Raw genomic sequence first — 15,624 nt, 5'->3', positions numbered from 1 at the left:
ACCGATGGTGAGGCAATCATGCCAAGTCGCCACCATCGGCGCATCACTAGATCCCGTTTTGTTGCCAATTCCCGCTGGTGGGGTGAAGCGTTTAACCCTCGGGGCGACGCGACACACCCGTATCGGGGGTCATAAGGTGGGCGCGAAGAGATCTTGCGGCGGTCGTGGCAGGGGGGGCCGCGGCCCTGCCCGGCAAGCGAGAGGTCGCGCGTGATCACATTCGACGCCGTCACGAAACGTTACGCGGACGGCACGGTGGCCGTGGACGGCCTGACCCTTGAGGCGCCCACGGGGGAGATCACCGTGTTCGTCGGGCCGTCCGGCTGCGGCAAGACGACGTCCCTGCGGATGATCAACCGGATGATCGACGCGACCGAGGGGCGAATCCTCCTCGACGGCGAGCCGGTGCAGGGCATCGACCCGCCCACCCTGCGGCGCGGCATCGGGTACGTCATCCAGCAGGCCGGCCTCTTCCCGCACAAGAAGATCGTCGACAACGTCGCCACCGTCCCGCTCCTCCTGGGCTGGGACCGCAGGAAGGCCCGCGCCAGGGCCATGGAGCTGCTCGAACGCGTGGGCCTCGACACCGCGATGAGCGAGCGCTACCCGTTCCAGCTCTCCGGCGGCCAGCAGCAGCGCGTGGGCGTGGCCAGGGCGCTCGCCGCCGACCCGCCCGTGCTGCTCATGGACGAGCCGTTCAGCGCCGTCGACCCGGTCGTCCGCGCCAGCCTCCAGGACGAGCTGCTGCGGCTCCAGGCCGAGCTCAACAAGACCATCGTCTTCGTCACCCACGACATCGACGAGGCCATCAAGCTGGGCGACCGCGTCGCCGTGCTCCGCGTCGGCGGCAAGCTGGCACAGCTCGCCGCGCCCAAGACGCTCCTGTCGGAGCCGGCCGACGACTTCGTGCGGGAGTTCCTCGGCCACGACCGGGGCATCCGCCGCCTGCAGTTCGTCTCCACCGAGGGCCTGCGGCTGCGCGCCGACCTGACCGTGCCCGCGGGCTTCTCCGGAGGCTCGCCGGAGCCCTGGGTGCTCGTCGTCTCCGAGGACGGCCGGCCGGTCGGCTGGGTGCCGGGCGCCGGGAACGCCGCCCCCGAGCCGTACGGCACGTTCCGCCACGGGCACGACTCCATGCGCTCCGCCCTCGACGCGGCGCTGCTGTCGCCCTCCGGCTGCGCGGTGGCGGTCGACGAGGAGGGCAAGGTCGTCGGCGTGGCCACTCGGGAGGCCCTGGACGAGGCGCTCGCGGAGGCCGCCGATGTCGGGTGAGTGGATGTCCCTGCCGTTGGCCGCCGACGGGCCGCCGTCCCTGTGGGAGTGGGTCGCCCGCAACTGGGACACCGGCCGGGTCGGCAGCATCAAGGACCTCCTCGGCGACCACCTCGTCATGTCGCTGGCGCCGATCGTCGTGGGTCTCCTGCTCGCCCTGCCGCTCGGCCTGGCCAGCGTCCGCTGGCGCTGGCTCTACCAGCCGACGACCGGGCTGTTCAACGTCGTCTACGCGCTGCCGTCGCTGCCGGTCTTCATGCTGCTGATCTCGGTCACCGGCCTGTCCAAGACCACGGTGATCATCCCGTTGACGTTCTACGCGATGGCCGTGCTCATCCCCGCCGTCGTGGACGGCCTCGGCGCGGTGCCGGACCACGTGCGCCAGTCGGCCGTGGCCATGGGCTTCACGCCGCTGCGCCGCCTCGTCCAGGTTGAGCTGCCGATCGCCGTGCCCGTCGTGCTCGCCGGGCTGCGGGTGGTCGCCGTCTCCAGCATCAGCCTGGTCAGCGTCGGCGCGCTGATCGGCCAGGGAGGGCTCGGGATGCTGTTCACCCGGGCGTACCAGAACCCGTTCCTGCCCCCGGTCATCGTCGGCATCGTGCTCATCGTGGCGCTCGCGCTGGTCGCCGACGGGCTGCTCGTCCTCGCGCAGCGGCTGCTCACTCCCTGGGTGCGAGCCAGGAGGACCTCATGAGCTGGCTCAGCGACTTCTTCGGCGACCCGGCCAACTGGTCCGGCCCCGACGGCATCCCGGCCCGGCTGCTGGAGCACCTGGAGTTCTCGCTGCTGGCACTGGCGCTGGCCATGCTCATCGCGATCCCGCTCGGGCTGCTCATCGGGCACACCGGCCGGGGCGGCGTCCTCGTGGTCGTCACCGCCAACCTCGCCCGGGCGCTGCCCACGCTGGGCCTGCTGGTGCTGTTCGTGCTGCTGCTCGGCACCGCCTCGATCCTGCCGGTCGTCATCCCCCTGGTGCTGCTGGCCGTGCCCCCGATCCTGGTCAACACGTTCGAGGGCATCAGGGGCGTCGATCCCGAGCTGCGCGACGCCGCGTACGGGATGGGCCTGACCGGCGGGCAGGTGCTCGGCCGGGTGCTGGTGCCGGTGGCGCTGCCGCTGATCCTGCTGGGTCTGCGGCTGTCGGCCATCCAGGTGGTCGCGACCACCACGGTCGCCGCGTACACGGGGCTGGGCGGCCTCGGCCGATTCGTGATCGACGGCTTCGCCACGAAGGATTACGCGAGCGTCGTCGGGGGTTCAGTACTGATTGTGCTGTTCGCACTCGCGGTGCAGCTCGTCTTCACGCTTCTCCAGCGGACGACGGTCTCGCCCGGCGTCAGCCGGCGGGTGAAGGTCCGCCAGGTGACCTCAGAAAGGGAAACAACGTGATGAGACGTAGGTTCGGCACCGCGGCGGTGCTGCTGACGGCGGCACTCGCCCTGACCGCGTGCGGTGGCGGCGGCGGTGGCGGAGGCAACCCGCTCGACACCACGAGCGCGGCGCCCAGCGGCTCCACCTCGGGCACCTCGGGCGCGGGCGGCGGCAAGGCCGTCATCGGCTCGTTCGACTTCGACGAGAGCGTGCTGCTCGGCTCCATCTACGCCCAGGCGCTGGAGGCCAAGGGCGTGCAGGTCGAGGAGAAGCCCCGCATCGGCAGCCGCGAGGTCGTCTACGACCAGGTCAAGAGCGGCGGGCTGACGGTCGTGCCGGAGTACAACGGCAACCTGCTGGCCTTCATCGACCTGCAGAACAAGGCGTCCACGACCGACGACGTCAACGCGGCGCTGAAGGAGAAGCTCCCGGCCGAGCTGGAGGTCCTCACCTCCTCGCCCGCCGAGGACAAGGACACCCTCTCCATCACCAAGGACACGCAGGCCAAGCAGTCCCTCAACACCATGGAGGACCTGGCCAAGGTGTCGAAGACCATGATCGTCGGCGGTCCGCCCGAGTTCAAGAAGCGCTGGGAGGCGCGCTTCAAGGAGGTGTACGGGCTGGAGTTCAAGCAGTGGAAGTCGACCGGCCCGACCACGGCCGACGCCATCAAGGACGGCTCCATCCAGGTCGGCAACGTCTTCTCCACCGACCCCAAGATGACGGCCAACAACCTTGTGCCGCTGCAGGACCCGAAGAACATCTTCCCCGCGCAGAACGTCACGCCCCTCGTGAACAAGGCCGCCGCGACCGACACGATCAGGACCACGCTGGACGCGGTCTCGGCCAAGCTGACGACGCAGTCGCTGCTGGACATGATGCAGAAGATCAGCGTCAACAAGGACGAGCCGGCCACGGTCGCCAAGGAGTGGCTGACGGGCAACGGCCTCGCCTGACCCGATGACGGGCCCCCTCACTCCGGGGGCCCGTCATCACCCGTCGTCGGAGGGGACCTTGGAATTCACGGAGGCGATGGCCCAGCTCGCCGCCGGTGTGGCGGTGGTGACCGTACAGGATGGGCGGGACGACCTCGGCACCACGGTGTCGGCGCTCATGTCCGTCTCCCTGGACCCGCCCCTCGTGCTGGTCAGCCTGGCCGCCCGCGGCTACCTGTGCGAGGTGCTGCTGCGCCAGGACCGCTGGGCGGCCTCGATCCTGTCGTCCGGCCAGGCCGCGATCGCCAGCCGCTTCGCCACCGCCGGCCGCCCCAGCGCCCGCCACCTCGTGGCGGGCGTCCCGCACCACCGCGGCCCGCACTCGGGCGCGATCATCGTCGAGAACGGCGTCGCGGCCGTGGAGGCGGAGACGACCCAGGTGGTGCCGGCGGGGGACCACACGCTCTTCCTCGCCCGCGTCCTTGCCGTCACCTACGTCACCCCGACCCTGGCCCCCCTGATCCGCCTCCGAGGCCGCTACCGCCCGATGGGCTGAAGACCGGCATTCCGCGGCATGCCGAAAGAAAGGTGCCACGTGGTGGCACAGTGTGGCCTTGCTGGGTACCGTGGCTGTATGAGCGAAGCATGGCACGAGCCTCCTGAGATCAACCAGCGGGACCTGAAAAACCGTACAGGCGAGATCATGGATGCCATCGAGCGTGGCAAGACGTTCACGTTGACCCGTCACGGACATCAGATCGCGACGGTGATCCCGATCAGTCGACGCAGAACGTTCGTTCCTAAGGAACGCTTCCTGGCAGTGTTCGAAAACGCTCCGATCATCGACGACGAGGAGTTCGAAGCCGATGTCCGAGCGGCCTTCGACGACGCCGGCGAGGACCCGTGGGAGCGAGCCGAGCGGATCCCCGAATGATCGGCCCTGCCGCAGCCGGACTGCTCGACACCAATGTGATCATTCTTGCCGCCGGGCTCGATCCCGACGAGCTGCCTGACGCGCCGGCCATCAGCACCATCACGCTCGCGGAACTCTCGGTCGGGCCTCTGGCGACAGACGATCCGCGCAAACGCGCCACCAGGCAGGACGTCCTCGCCCGCGTCGAGGCAGAGTTCGAGCCTCTGCCGTTCGACGTGGCCGCGGCCCGTGCCTTCGGGCAGGTGTACGCGGCCGTCAAGGAAGCGGGGCGCAATCCACGCGGCAACACCGCGGACCTGCTCATCGCCTCCGTGGCGATCGCCAACCGGCTTCCGCTCTACACGGTGAATCCTGATGACTTCAAAGGATTGGAGGGTCTGCTGACTGTCCGCCAGGTGACACATCCGCATCGGCGTTGACGAGCGAGCCTCGTCGACGGTCCACAAACTCCTCGGCCGTCACAAGGTACGGGCCGAAGAGCAGACGGACGTCAGCGGATGGCATACCAGCCCGGCAGGGCGAGCGGTCCCGCGGCCGGCAGGCCCAGCTCGGCCGACAGCCGCGCCAGCGGCCCCCAGGCGTCGATCCGGACCCTGGTCAGCGCGGCCGCCTTGTCCTCGCTCGACTCCGCCCCGCGCAGCCGCTCCAGCGGGTGGACGCGCGGGTAGAGCCGCACCGGCGCGTCGTCGGCCAGGCCCGCCCGCTTGCGGGCCACGCCCAGCGCGTCCTCAAGCCCGCCCAGCTCGTCCACCAGCCCGCGCTCCTTCGCGTCGGCGCCGGTCCACACCCGGCCCCGTGCCAGCTCGTGGGCGCGCTCGCGGGTCAGGTCGCGCGACTGCGCCACCTTGCCCACGAAGTCGTCGTAGATGCGGTCCAGCCAGGCGTTCACCCGCTCCCACTGCTCGGGCGAGAAGCCGCGCGTGGTGGAGAACATCCCGGCGTTCGCGCCGCCGGCCACCAGCTCGGAGTTGATCCCGATCCGGTCCAGCAGCTCCGACAGCACGGGCTTGCCGCCGAACACGCCGATCGAGCCGGTCAGCGTCCCCGGCTGGGCGACGATCACGTCCGCGGCCATGGAGACGAAGTAGCCGCCCGAGGCGGCCAGGTCGCCCATCGACACGATGACGGGCTTGACCTTGCGGGTCAGCACCACCTCGCGCCACACGGTGTCGGAGGCCACGTACGAGCCGCCGGGGCTGTCCACCCGGAACACGACCGCCTTGACGTGGTCGTCCCGCCGGGCGGCGCGCAGCGCGGCGCTCACCGTGTCGGACCCCATCGCGCCGCCGCCCCCGAGGGGGCTGCGCCCGCTGCGGCCCATCCTGATCTGCCCGTGTCCCTGGACGAGCGCGATCCCGTCGGCGGTGGGCTGCGGCAGTTTCCGCACGGCCGCCGCCTTGGCGTACCGGGACACGTACTGCAGGTGCGCGTCGCTCCCGGCGGCCCGCTTGACCTCCTCGTACACCTCGTCCCGGTAGGCCAGCCCGTCCACCAGCCCCGTCTCCAGGGCCTCGGACGCGATGAACGGCCCGCGGTCGACCAGCTCGCGCACCTTGGCGGGGTCCAGCCGGCGCCCCTCGGCGATGCCCGCGACCACCTGCTCGACGACGGACTCGACGATCCGCTCCATCGACTCGCGGTGCGGCTCGGTCATATGGTCCTGGGTGAAGGTGTTCGCGGCGGTCTTGTACTCGTGCCGCTGGCCCAGCTCGTACCCGACGCCCAGCTTGTCCAGCGCCCCCTTGACGAACCGCTGCTCCAGCGCCACGCCGGTCAGCCCCACGTCGCCGCTCGGCTGGAGGTAGACGCGCTCGAAGGCGCTCGCGAGGTAGTAGGGGACGGTTCCGTTGCCGAACTCGCCGTACGTCTCGGCGAAGGCCACGGTGAGCTTCCCGGAGGCGCGGAACCGCGTCACGGCCTCCCGCAGCTCCTGCGCCACGGCCAGCCCGAGCGGGTTCCCGCCGACCTTCACGACCAGCGCCTTGACCCGGGAGTCGGCACGCCCGCGCTTCAGCCCGGCCAGCACGTCGGCCAGCCGCGGCTTCCGCATGGACAGCACGGCGGACAGCGGGTCGGTGGGCGGCCCCTCGGTGAGGCCCTCGGTCAGGTCCAGCTCCAGGACCAGCGGGGCGGTGCGCCGCTGACGAAGCCTGTCCACGGTCTCGAAGATCGCCTTGCCTGCGTCCATGAAGCCACCCTAAGCGACACATCTCGGACGTACGCGGCCGTATTGGGAGGCCCCTTAGAAGTACGGTCCCTAGGCCGGGCTGCGGCCCGCGCGGGACCTGCTGGCGGTGAAGGGGTACGACACGCGCGACACGCTGCTGACGTGTCACAGGGGGGCGGATCTCGATGCGGATCTCCGCGCCGACCGCGACGTGCGGCTGATCACCTTGGCGGACCTCTACGGATGACGGCCTGCGCACGCACCAGGAGATGAGGTCGCCCCTTCGTCGACCACGACACCGACCAGCCCCCGGGCGTCCGGGCTGGTCGGTGTCACAGGCGCCACCTGGCAGGTGACCGCGGCGGAGGGCCGTGGCGGTGAGCACCGCGCAGAGCCGGGGTAACAGGGGGAACAGTCGCATCCGGGTCTCCTCCTGTCGTTCCTTGGGCGTGCAGGGGTCATGCCGGGGTCAGGACGGCCTCGATCCCGCGGGCGGCCAGGTGGGCGGCGTCGTCCGCGCGGCCCTTCGTGACGATGGCCAGCGGACCGGCCTGGCGCAGCCTGACCCACTCGGCGTGGAAGGCACTGCCCGGCGCGACCTCGGCCCGGCGCTCCGGCTCCGCCCTGAGGTCCACGTCGCACAGCAGCGCGGGCCTGCCGGCCGCCGCGACGCGCCCCTCGCGGTGCTCCCGGATCGCGGAGGCGAGCTCCAGGGCCGCGGGCTTGGCCCGATGGTCGACGGTGAACAGGCCCAGGTCGTACTCGCGCTCGGGGAAGTCGGCCAGGGCGCGGTCCACGTCGTGCGAGCACCACCAGGTGACGCCCCACAGGGCCGGGTTGGCGGTGACCGCGTCGAGCGTGGCGCGCACGAAGCGCGGCGCGTCGGCCTCCGGGACGTCCGGGCGGGGCGCGCCGACCTCCTGCAGCCAGACCGGGCGGGCCGGGTCCGGCGAGGTGGCGGCGGCCAGCTCGACGAGGTAGTCGGCGTGCGTGACGGTGGCCGGGCCGAGCGGGCCGTCGAGGGCGGAGACGCCGTTGAACACCCACGAGTGCACCGTGGTCAGGTCGCCCAGGTCCACGTTGTCGGCGGGGTGGAAGGGGTGGCCGGGGTCGTACCAGGTCGCGTCGTACAGGGAGTGCAGGCACAGCAGGTTCGGGGCGGCGGCGCGCACGACGTCGATCAGCTCGGCCGCCCAGCGGGCGGACGCCTCGGGCGTCGTCGGGTTGGCCGGGTAGAGGTTGTTCACCTCGTTGCCGAGGGTCACGGCGAAGACGTTGGGGCGCCCGGCGACCGCGCGGGCGACGGCGTCCGCGTACGCGGCGATGCCGTCGCGGACCTCGGGATCGGTGAAGACGCTGCGCCGGTGCCAGGTGAGCACCCACGACGGCAGGAAGTCGAAGCTGGACAGGTGCCCCTGGAGGAGGTCCACGGCCACCGACAGGCCGGACTCGGCGGCGATGTCGATCACCTGGAGCAGGTCGTCGATGCCCCGCTGCCTGATCAGGGTGCGGTTGGGCTGGATCCACGGCCAGATCGGGAAGATCCGGACGTGGTCCAGCCCGAGCCCGGCGAGGTCGTCGAAGTCGCGGCGGACCGAGTCGGGGGACAGGTCGAGCCAGCCGTGGAACCAACCTGCCGAGCTCACGTAGTTGGCGCCGAAACGGATGGGGTGGGGCAGGGGCACGCGTCCTCCGGGAGATGAGTCGATCTCCCGCGAACCCTAAACCGGTTTAGTCACCTTGCCAAGCCCCGGGCGGCGCCGTGCTCTCCCTGACGACCAGCCGTGGCGTGGCCGTCTTCACCTCGCGCCGGCGCTCCGGCTCCTCGATCACCGCCAGCATGACCTCGGCCAGCCGGCGGCCGTAGGCGAAGGTGTCGCGCGACAGCGCGGTGATGGCGGGGTGCGCGATCCGGGTCAGCACCGAGTCGTCGAAGGCCACGACGGACAGCTCGTCCGGCACCCGTACCCCCATCTCGCCCGCGACGCCCAGCCCGGCCAGGGCCATCACGTCGCTGTCGTAGACGATCGCGGTGGGCCGCCGGGGGCGCGACAGCAGCGCCCGGGTCGCGGCGGCCCCCTCGGCGTCGCTGAAGTCGGTGGTCGTCGACGCCGTGTCGGCCAGGCCGAGCCGGCGGCTGGAGTCGCGCAGCGCCCGCATGCGGCGCTGGGTGTGGTGGAACTCGGGCAGGCCGGCGACGTGGGCCAGCCGCCGGTGGCCGAGCGCCGCGAGGTAGTCGGCGACCGACAGCATGGCCTCCCGGTCGTCGGCCCACACGCTGGACAGCGAGCCGTGCCTGCCCGGGCCGCCCAGCACCACGCTCGGCACGCCGAGCTCCTCCAGCACCTCGATGCGCGGGTCGCGGACCTTGAGGTCGACGAGGATGAAGCCGTCGACGCGGTGCGCGGAGGCCCAGTCGCGGTAGACCTCCGTCTCCGCCTCGACGTCCTCGACGATCAGGAGGTGCAACGCGACCGACTGCCGCGACAGCCCCGCCTGCAGCCCCGACAGGAGCTGGGCGAAGAACGGCTCCACGCCGAGCGTGCTGGCGGGCCTGGCGATCACCAGCCCGACCGCCTCCGCCCTGGCCCCGCCGAGGGCCCGCGCGGCGCTGTGCGGGCGCCAGTTCATCTCCTTGGCGACCTGCAGGATGCGGGCCCGCGTCGCCTCGGCCACGCCGGGACGCCCGTTGAGCGCGAACGAGACCGCGCCCTTGGAGACGCCGACCCGCTCGGCGATGTCGGCGATCGTCGGTCGAGCCACCAGCGACTCCTTCACAAGTCGATGTCACCTATTGACAGCAGAGTCTAGCCAGTGAATAGTCCGGCAACTATAGCGGTTTAGCGCCTTCTCCGAGGAGAGCTTCATGCGTAGGTACTGGTCAGGTCTGGGTCTGGCCGCCGTGTTGGCGGCCGCCGGCTGCGGGCTGGGGGACACGGGGCAGCCGGCCGCGGCGCCTGGCGCGACGGCGACGGGCGAGGTGACGGGCAAGGTCAGCCTGCAGACGTGGGCACTGAAGCCGAAGTTCACCGACTACATGCGGAAGGTCATCGACTCCTTCGAGAAGAAGTACCCCGGCGTCAAGGTCGAGTGGCTGGACCAGCCCGGGGACGGCTACTCCGACAAGGTGCTCAGCCAGGCCGCCGGCGGCTCGCTGCCCGACGTGACGAATCTGCCGCCCGAGTACGCCCTGCCCCTCGTCAGGCAGGGCCTGCTGCTCGACGTCGCCCAGGCCGACCCCGCGGTCAAGGACGAGTACGTCCCCGGCGGCCTGTCGGCCTACACCTACCCCGGCGTCCAGGGCGTCTACGGCTACCCGTGGTACCTCAACACCGACGTCAACTACTGGAACTCCGAGCTGATGGCCCAGAACGGCCTCGACGCCAAGAAGCCGCCGGCGAGCTTCGACGAGCTGGTCGCCCAGGCCCGCACGCTCAAGGAGAAGTCAGGCGGCAAGGTCTACCTGATGAGCCGCAAGCCCGAGCTGGGCGACTTCGTGCAGGCCGGGGTGAAGCTGCTGTCCGACGACGGCAAGAGCTTCACCTTCAACACCCCCGAGGCCGCCGCGCTGCTCGACAAGTACCGTGACGCGTTCAAGGAGGGCCTGCTGCCGCGCGACGTGCTCACCGACACCTACGCCGGCAACGCCAAGCTCTTCAACGAGGGCACGGTCGCGTGGACGACCGGCGGCGGCAACTACATCACCAGCCTCGCCGTGGACAACCCGTCGCTGGCGCCCAAGGTGGTGCCGTCGCCCGCCATGGGCACCCCGCCGCTGTACGTCCAGGGCCTGTCGGTGTCGGCGAAGTCGAAGAACGCGCCCGCGGCCCTCGCCCTGGCCCGCTGGGTGACCAGCGCGGAGAACCAGGCGGCCTTCGCCCATCTGGTGGCCATCTTCCCCAGCACCAAGGCGTCGGCGAACGACCCGTTCTTCAGCAGGAGCGACGGCACCAACGCCGGCGACGCCAAGGTGATGGCCTTCGAGGCGCTGGCCAAGGCGAAGGTGCTGGAGCCGGTCGTGCTCACCGAGGCGATGAAGAAGATCGTCAAGCAGCAGCTGGCGCTCGCGATCAGCGGTGAGGTCACCTCGAAGGAGGCACTGGACAAGGCCGTGGCCAAGTGCGACGAGCTGCTGCAGAACTGATGACCCACCGCCGCTGGTTCACGCCCTGGCTGCTGGTGGCGCCGGCGGTCGTGTGGCTGCTGGTGTTCAACCTCTGGCCGTCGCTCAACACGGTGGTGCTGGCGTTCACCAACGCCAAGCCGCTCGGCGGCGGCCACTTCACCGGCCTGGCCAACTTCGCCCGGGCGCTGGACGACTCCCAGCTCACCGACGCACTGGTCAACAGCATCGTCTACATGCTGGTCTGCCTGCCGCTGCTGACCATGCTGCCGCTGCTCCTCGCGATCCTGGTGGAGAAGCGGCTGCCCGGCATCACGTTCTTCCGCACCGCCTTCTACACGCCGGTGGTGGCCTCGGCCGTGGTGGTCGCGCTGATCTGGGGCTGGGTGCTGGACGACCGGGGTCTGGTCAACGGCTTCGCCCAGTGGCTGGGCGTCGTCACCGAGCCGGTGCCGTTCCTCACCGACCGCTGGCTGCTGCTGTTCAGCGCGATCAGCCTGACGGTCTGGAAGGGGCTCGGCTACTACATGATCATCTACCTGTCGGCGCTGGGCAACGTGCGCCGCGAGCTGCACGAGGCCGCCGCGGTGGACGGCGCCGGGGCGGTGCGCAGGTTCTGGAGCGTCACCGTGCCCGGCGTGCGCAACACGATGCTCCTGGTCTCGGTGCTGGTGTCGGTCTCGGCGCTGCGCGTGTTCTCCGAGCTGTACGTGCTGTCCAACGGCACCGGCGGCCCCGGCGGGCGCGACATGTCGGTCGTGATGCTGATCCAGCTCTACACCCGCGGCTTCTCCGGCCATCTGGGCTACGCCTCCGCGCTCAGCATCGTGCTGTTCGTCATCACGGTCGGCCCCATGCTGCTGCTGCTGCGGCTCGACAGGAAGGCGGCCTGACATGGCGGCACACGCCAGGCGCGTCCGTCCCGGTGGCCTCGCCGCCGCGGGCCCCGCCGAGAAGGCGCTGCGGTACGCGCTGCTCCTGCTGGTGCTGGCGCTGACCGTGTCGCCGTTCCTGTGGCAGCTGTCCACGTCGCTGAAGAGCCTGCACGAGGACGTCTACTCCCGGACGCCGACCTTCCTGCCCGAGCACCCCACGCTGGACAACTACGCCCAGGTGGCCGACGCGATCCCCGTCTGGTCCTACGCCACCAACTCGCTCGTGGTGGCCGCGATCGTCATCACGGGCAACGTCGTCGGGGCCACCATGGCCGGGTACGCGCTCGCCCGGCTGCGCTTCCGCGGCGCCAAGCTGCTGCTCGGCCTCTTCCTGGCCACGCTCGTGCTGCCGGGCGAGGTGACGATCGTGTCGCAGTACGTCACCGTCCGCAGCCTCGGCCTGGCCGACACGCTGCTCGGCGTGGCGCTGCCCGGGGCGATCGCCATGCTCAACGTCCTGCTCATGCGCACCGCGTTCGCGGCGATCCCGCCGGAGATGGACGAGGCCGCCGTCATCGACGGGGCGACCGCCTGGCAGCGGCTGCGCCAGATCGGCCTGCCCAACGTCCGCGGCATGCTGAGCGTGATCACGATCTTCACGTTCATCGGCGCGTGGGACGACTTCCTGTGGCCGCTCATCGTGCTGACCGACCCCGACCACTACACGCTGACGGTCGGGCTGCAGTACCTGAACGGCACGTTCACCTCCAACCCGCGGCTGATCGCGGCGGGCACGATGATCTCCTTCGTGCCTATCGTGGTCGTGTTCGCGGCGCTCCAGCGGTACTTCTTCCGAGGCGTCGAGGAAGGCGCGATCAAAGGTTAGCCATCCAGGCAATCAGGAGTTCAGATGCATGACGACCGCAAGCTTGTCGAAGGCCGGTTGAAGCGGGTCCTCGACGAGCGCATCCGGCCGGCCGTCCACCCGGAGTCCGTGCCCCTCGACGTGGCCGTCTGGCACGCCCCCGGTGAGCCGGTGCCCGTCGCGGAGGGCCTGTCGGCCACGCCCGAGCCGATCGCGGCCGGCGACCGATGGGGCGCCCCGTGGGGGACGAGCTGGTTCACCGTCACGGGCACGGTGCCGCCGGAGTGGGCGGGCCGTACCGTGGAGGCGATCCTCGACCTCGGCTTCGACCGGAACATGCCCGGCTTCCAGTGCGAGGGCCTGGTCTACCGCCCCGACGGCACGCCGGTGAAGGGCCTGCACCCGCTCAACGACTGGGTCCGGATCGGCGCGCCCGTCGAGGGCGGCGAGGAGGTGCGGCTGCACATCGAGGCCGCCTCCAACCCGGTCATCCTCGACTACCACCCGTTCCTGCCGACGCCGCTCGGGGACAAGGAGACCGCGGGGACGCACCCGCAGTACACGCTGGCCCGGATGGACCTGGCCGTCTTCGACGAGACCGTGTGGCAGCTCGTCATGGACCTGGAGGTGCTGGGCGAGCTCATGGCGGAGCTGCCCGTCGAGGGGGCCCGCCGCTGGGAGATCATGCGGGCGATCGAGCGCGCGCTCGACGCGGTGGACCTCCAGGACGTCAACGGCACCGCGGCCGCCGCCCGGGAGTGCCTGGCCGGCGTGCTGGCCACGCCCGCCGCGCCGTCGGCGCACCGCGTCAGCGCCGTCGGCCACGCGCACATCGACTCGGCCTGGCTGTGGCCGCTGCGCGAGACGGTCCGCAAGGTGGCCCGCACCACCTCCAACATGACCGCGCTGCTGGAGAGCGAGCCCTCGTTCGTCTTCGCGATGTCGCAGGCCCAGCAGTGGGCCTGGGTGAAGGAGCACCGGCCCGAGGTGTGGGCCAAAGTCGTCAAGGCGGTGGCGGCCGGACGGTTCGTCCCGGCGGGCGGCATGTGGGTGGAGTCCGACACCAACATGCCGGGCTCGGAGGCCATGGCCCGCCAGTTCGTCCACGGCAAGAGGTTCTTCCTCGACGAGTTCGGCATCGAGAACGACGAGGTGTGGCTGCCCGACACGTTCGGCTTCGCCGCCGGCCTGCCACAGATCATCAAGGCCGCGGGCTCCCGTTGGCTGCTCACCCAGAAGATCTCGTGGAGCCAGACCAACACGTTCCCGCACCACACGTTCCTGTGGGAGGGCATCGACGGCACCCGGATCTTCACCCACTTCCCGCCGGTCGACACCTACAACTGCTCCATGAAGGGCAGCGAGATCGCCCACGCGGCGCGCAACTTCAAGGACAAGGACCTGGCGCGGCACTCGCTCGCCCCCACCGGCTGGGGCGACGGAGGCGGCGGCGCCACCCGGGAGATGGTCGCCAAGGCGGCCAGGATGCGCGACCTGGAGGGCTCGGCCGTCGTCACCTGGGAGACGCCCGCGGAGTTCTTCACCAAGGCCGAGGCCGAGCACCCACGCCCGGCCGTCTGGGTGGGCGAGCTGTACCTGGAGTTGCACCGCGCCACGCTCACCAGCCAGGCCAGGACCAAGCAGGGCAACCGGCGCAGCGAGCACCTGCTGCGCGAGGCCGAGCTGTGGTCGGCGACCGCCGCCGTGCGGGCCGGCCATCCCTACCCGTACGAGCGGCTCGACCGGCTGTGGAAGACCGTGCTGCTGCACCAGTTCCACGACATCCTGCCGGGCTCGTCCATCGCCTGGGTGCACCGGGAGGCCGAGAAGACGTACGCGGCCGTCGCCGGGGAGCTGAACGCGATCATCGACGCCGCCCAGCGGGCCCTCGCCGGCGACGCCGGCAGCGGGACGCGGCTGCTGTTCAACTCCGCGCCGCACACGCGGGACGGAGTCCCCGCGGGCGGCGCCCAGGCCCCCGTCATGGCCGGCGGCACGACCGCCGGCCCGCGCGAGGGCGGCGGCCACGTCCTGGACAACGGCCTGCTGCGCGTGGAGGTGGACGGCCGCGGCCTGGTGGTGTCGGTCCACGACATCGCGGCCGGGCGCGAGGCCGTCGCCCCCGGCCAGGCCGCCAACCTGCTCCAGCTCCACCCCGACTTCCCCAACATGTGGGACGCCTGGGACGTGGACGCGTTCTACCGCAACACCGGCACCGACCTGGTGGAGGCCGACGAGGTGGCGCCGGGGGAGGAGCCCGGCACGGTCAGGGTGACCCGCTCCTTCGGCCGCTCGAAGGTGACCCAGGTGCTCGGCCTGCGGCCGGGCGCCAAGCGGCTCGACATCGACACCGAGGTCGACTGGCACGAGACGGAGAAGTTCCTCAAGCTGGCCTTCCCGCTGGACGTCCGCGCCGAGCGGTACGCCTCCGAGACCCAGTACGGCCACGCCTACCGCGCCACGCACACCAACACGAGCTGGGAGGCCGCCAAGTTCGAGGCGTGCAACCACCGCTTCGTGCACCTGGAGGAGCCGGGCTGGGGCATCGCCCTGGTCAACGACTCCACCTACGGCCACGACGTGACGCGGACGGTCCGCGACCTCGACGGGGGCACCACCACCACGGTCCGCGCCTCCCTGCTGCGCGCGCCGCGCTTCCCCGACCCGGAGACCGACCAGGGGGTGCACCGGTTCCGGCACGCGCTCGTGCCGGGGGCGACGGTCGGCGACGCCGTGCGCGAGGGGTACGTCGTCAACCTGCCCGCGCGCCACCTGCCCGGCGACGCGGAGGTCGCCCCGCTGGTCACGCTCGACAACGACGCCGTCGTCGTGACGGCCGTCAAGCTGGCCGACGACGAGAGCGGCGACGTGGTCGTCCGCTTCCACGAGGCTCACGGCGGCCGGGCCGCCGCTACCCTGACCGCGGGCTTCCCGGTCAGCCAGGTCACGGCGACCGACCTGCTCGAACGGCCTCTGACCGAGGCCCCGCGAGAGGGCGGCGTCACGTGGCGCGAGGACGGCACGGTCGCGCTGAGCCTGCGGCCGTTCGAGCTGGTGACGCTGCGGCTGCGCCGCTGACCAG

14 protein-coding genes are annotated in these 15,624 nt (G+C 71.2%); 11 read left to right on the top strand and 3 right to left on the bottom strand.

Features of this window, described 5'->3' with window-relative positions:
- Positions 1–210 precede the first annotated feature (210 nt).
- From ACIBG4_RS13445 to ACIBG4_RS13415, 7 genes are all read left to right on the top strand, one after another.
- Positions 211–1,272 (top strand): ABC transporter ATP-binding protein, encoded by a 1,062-nt coding sequence (locus tag ACIBG4_RS13445; protein WP_397202037.1) that lies wholly within the window; start codon positions 211–213, stop codon positions 1,270–1,272.
- A 4-nt stretch (positions 1,273–1,276) separates the two neighbouring features.
- Positions 1,277–1,966: an ABC transporter permease gene (locus ACIBG4_RS13440; RefSeq protein WP_310708684.1), complete on the top strand. Its 690-nt coding sequence runs from the start codon at positions 1,277–1,279 to the stop codon at positions 1,964–1,966.
- Positions 1,963–2,661, top strand: a complete 699-nt coding sequence (locus tag ACIBG4_RS13435) for an ABC transporter permease subunit (RefSeq protein ID WP_310708685.1) — start codon at positions 1,963–1,965, stop codon at positions 2,659–2,661. Before ACIBG4_RS13440 ends, ACIBG4_RS13435 begins: the two co-directional genes overlap by 4 nt.
- Positions 2,661–3,599 (top strand): ABC transporter substrate-binding protein, encoded by a 939-nt coding sequence (locus ACIBG4_RS13430; RefSeq protein ID WP_310708686.1) that lies wholly within the window; start codon positions 2,661–2,663, stop codon positions 3,597–3,599. The genes ACIBG4_RS13435 and ACIBG4_RS13430 overlap by 1 nt, the downstream gene beginning before the upstream one ends.
- A 76-nt stretch (positions 3,600–3,675) precedes the next feature.
- Positions 3,676–4,134 carry a flavin reductase family protein gene (locus tag ACIBG4_RS13425; RefSeq protein ID WP_355451293.1) on the top strand — a complete coding sequence of 153 codons (459 nt, stop codon included), beginning with the start codon at positions 3,676–3,678 and terminating at the stop codon, positions 4,132–4,134.
- Positions 4,135–4,212: 78 nt separating this feature from the next.
- Positions 4,213–4,512: a type II toxin-antitoxin system Phd/YefM family antitoxin gene (locus ACIBG4_RS13420; RefSeq protein WP_397202036.1), complete on the top strand. Its 300-nt coding sequence runs from the start codon at positions 4,213–4,215 to the stop codon at positions 4,510–4,512.
- Positions 4,509–4,931: a type II toxin-antitoxin system VapC family toxin gene (locus ACIBG4_RS13415; protein ID WP_397202035.1), complete on the top strand. Its 423-nt coding sequence runs from the start codon at positions 4,509–4,511 to the stop codon at positions 4,929–4,931. The genes ACIBG4_RS13420 and ACIBG4_RS13415 overlap by 4 nt, the downstream gene beginning before the upstream one ends.
- 71 nt (positions 4,932–5,002) lie before the next feature.
- Here the strand turns inward: ACIBG4_RS13415 and sppA are convergent, their stop codons facing one another.
- From sppA to ACIBG4_RS13400, 3 genes are all read right to left on the bottom strand, one after another.
- Positions 5,003–6,700: a signal peptide peptidase SppA gene (gene sppA / locus ACIBG4_RS13410; RefSeq protein ID WP_397202034.1), complete on the bottom strand. Its 1,698-nt coding sequence runs from the start codon at positions 6,698–6,700 to the stop codon at positions 5,003–5,005.
- Between the two features lie 437 nt (positions 6,701–7,137).
- On the bottom strand, positions 7,138–8,364 hold the full coding sequence (locus tag ACIBG4_RS13405; protein WP_397202033.1) for a glycosyl hydrolase: 1,227 nt from the start codon (positions 8,362–8,364) through the stop codon (positions 7,138–7,140).
- A 46-nt stretch (positions 8,365–8,410) separates the two neighbouring features.
- Entirely contained in the window at positions 8,411–9,442 is a 1,032-nt protein-coding gene (locus ACIBG4_RS13400; protein WP_397202032.1) for a LacI family DNA-binding transcriptional regulator, read from the bottom strand.
- Between the two features lie 103 nt (positions 9,443–9,545).
- On the opposite strand from ACIBG4_RS13400, the gene ACIBG4_RS13395 reads away from it, so the two are divergent.
- From ACIBG4_RS13395 to ACIBG4_RS13380, 4 genes are read left to right on the top strand one after another with little or no spacing between them, the layout of a single operon-like run.
- On the top strand, positions 9,546–10,823 hold the full coding sequence (locus ACIBG4_RS13395; RefSeq protein WP_397202031.1) for an ABC transporter substrate-binding protein: 1,278 nt from the start codon (positions 9,546–9,548) through the stop codon (positions 10,821–10,823).
- Complete coding sequence (locus ACIBG4_RS13390) at positions 10,823–11,695, top strand: sugar ABC transporter permease (protein WP_310708695.1); 873 nt, start codon at positions 10,823–10,825, stop codon at positions 11,693–11,695. The genes ACIBG4_RS13395 and ACIBG4_RS13390 overlap by 1 nt, the downstream gene beginning before the upstream one ends.
- A 1-nt stretch (position 11,696) precedes the next feature.
- Complete coding sequence (locus ACIBG4_RS13385; protein WP_397202030.1) at positions 11,697–12,563, top strand: carbohydrate ABC transporter permease; 867 nt, start codon at positions 11,697–11,699, stop codon at positions 12,561–12,563.
- A 24-nt stretch (positions 12,564–12,587) separates the two neighbouring features.
- Positions 12,588–15,620, top strand: a complete 3,033-nt coding sequence (locus ACIBG4_RS13380; RefSeq protein ID WP_397202029.1) for an alpha-mannosidase — start codon at positions 12,588–12,590, stop codon at positions 15,618–15,620.
- The last annotated feature ends 4 nt before the right edge of the window (positions 15,621–15,624 follow it).

It is taken from the genome of Nonomuraea sp. NPDC050383 (genome assembly GCF_044459125.1).
In the GTDB taxonomy this organism is placed as follows: domain Bacteria; phylum Actinomycetota; class Actinomycetes; order Streptosporangiales; family Streptosporangiaceae; genus Nonomuraea.
Note: the sequence above shows the minus strand (reverse complement) of the source record. Positions and strands in the feature narration are given on the sequence as shown.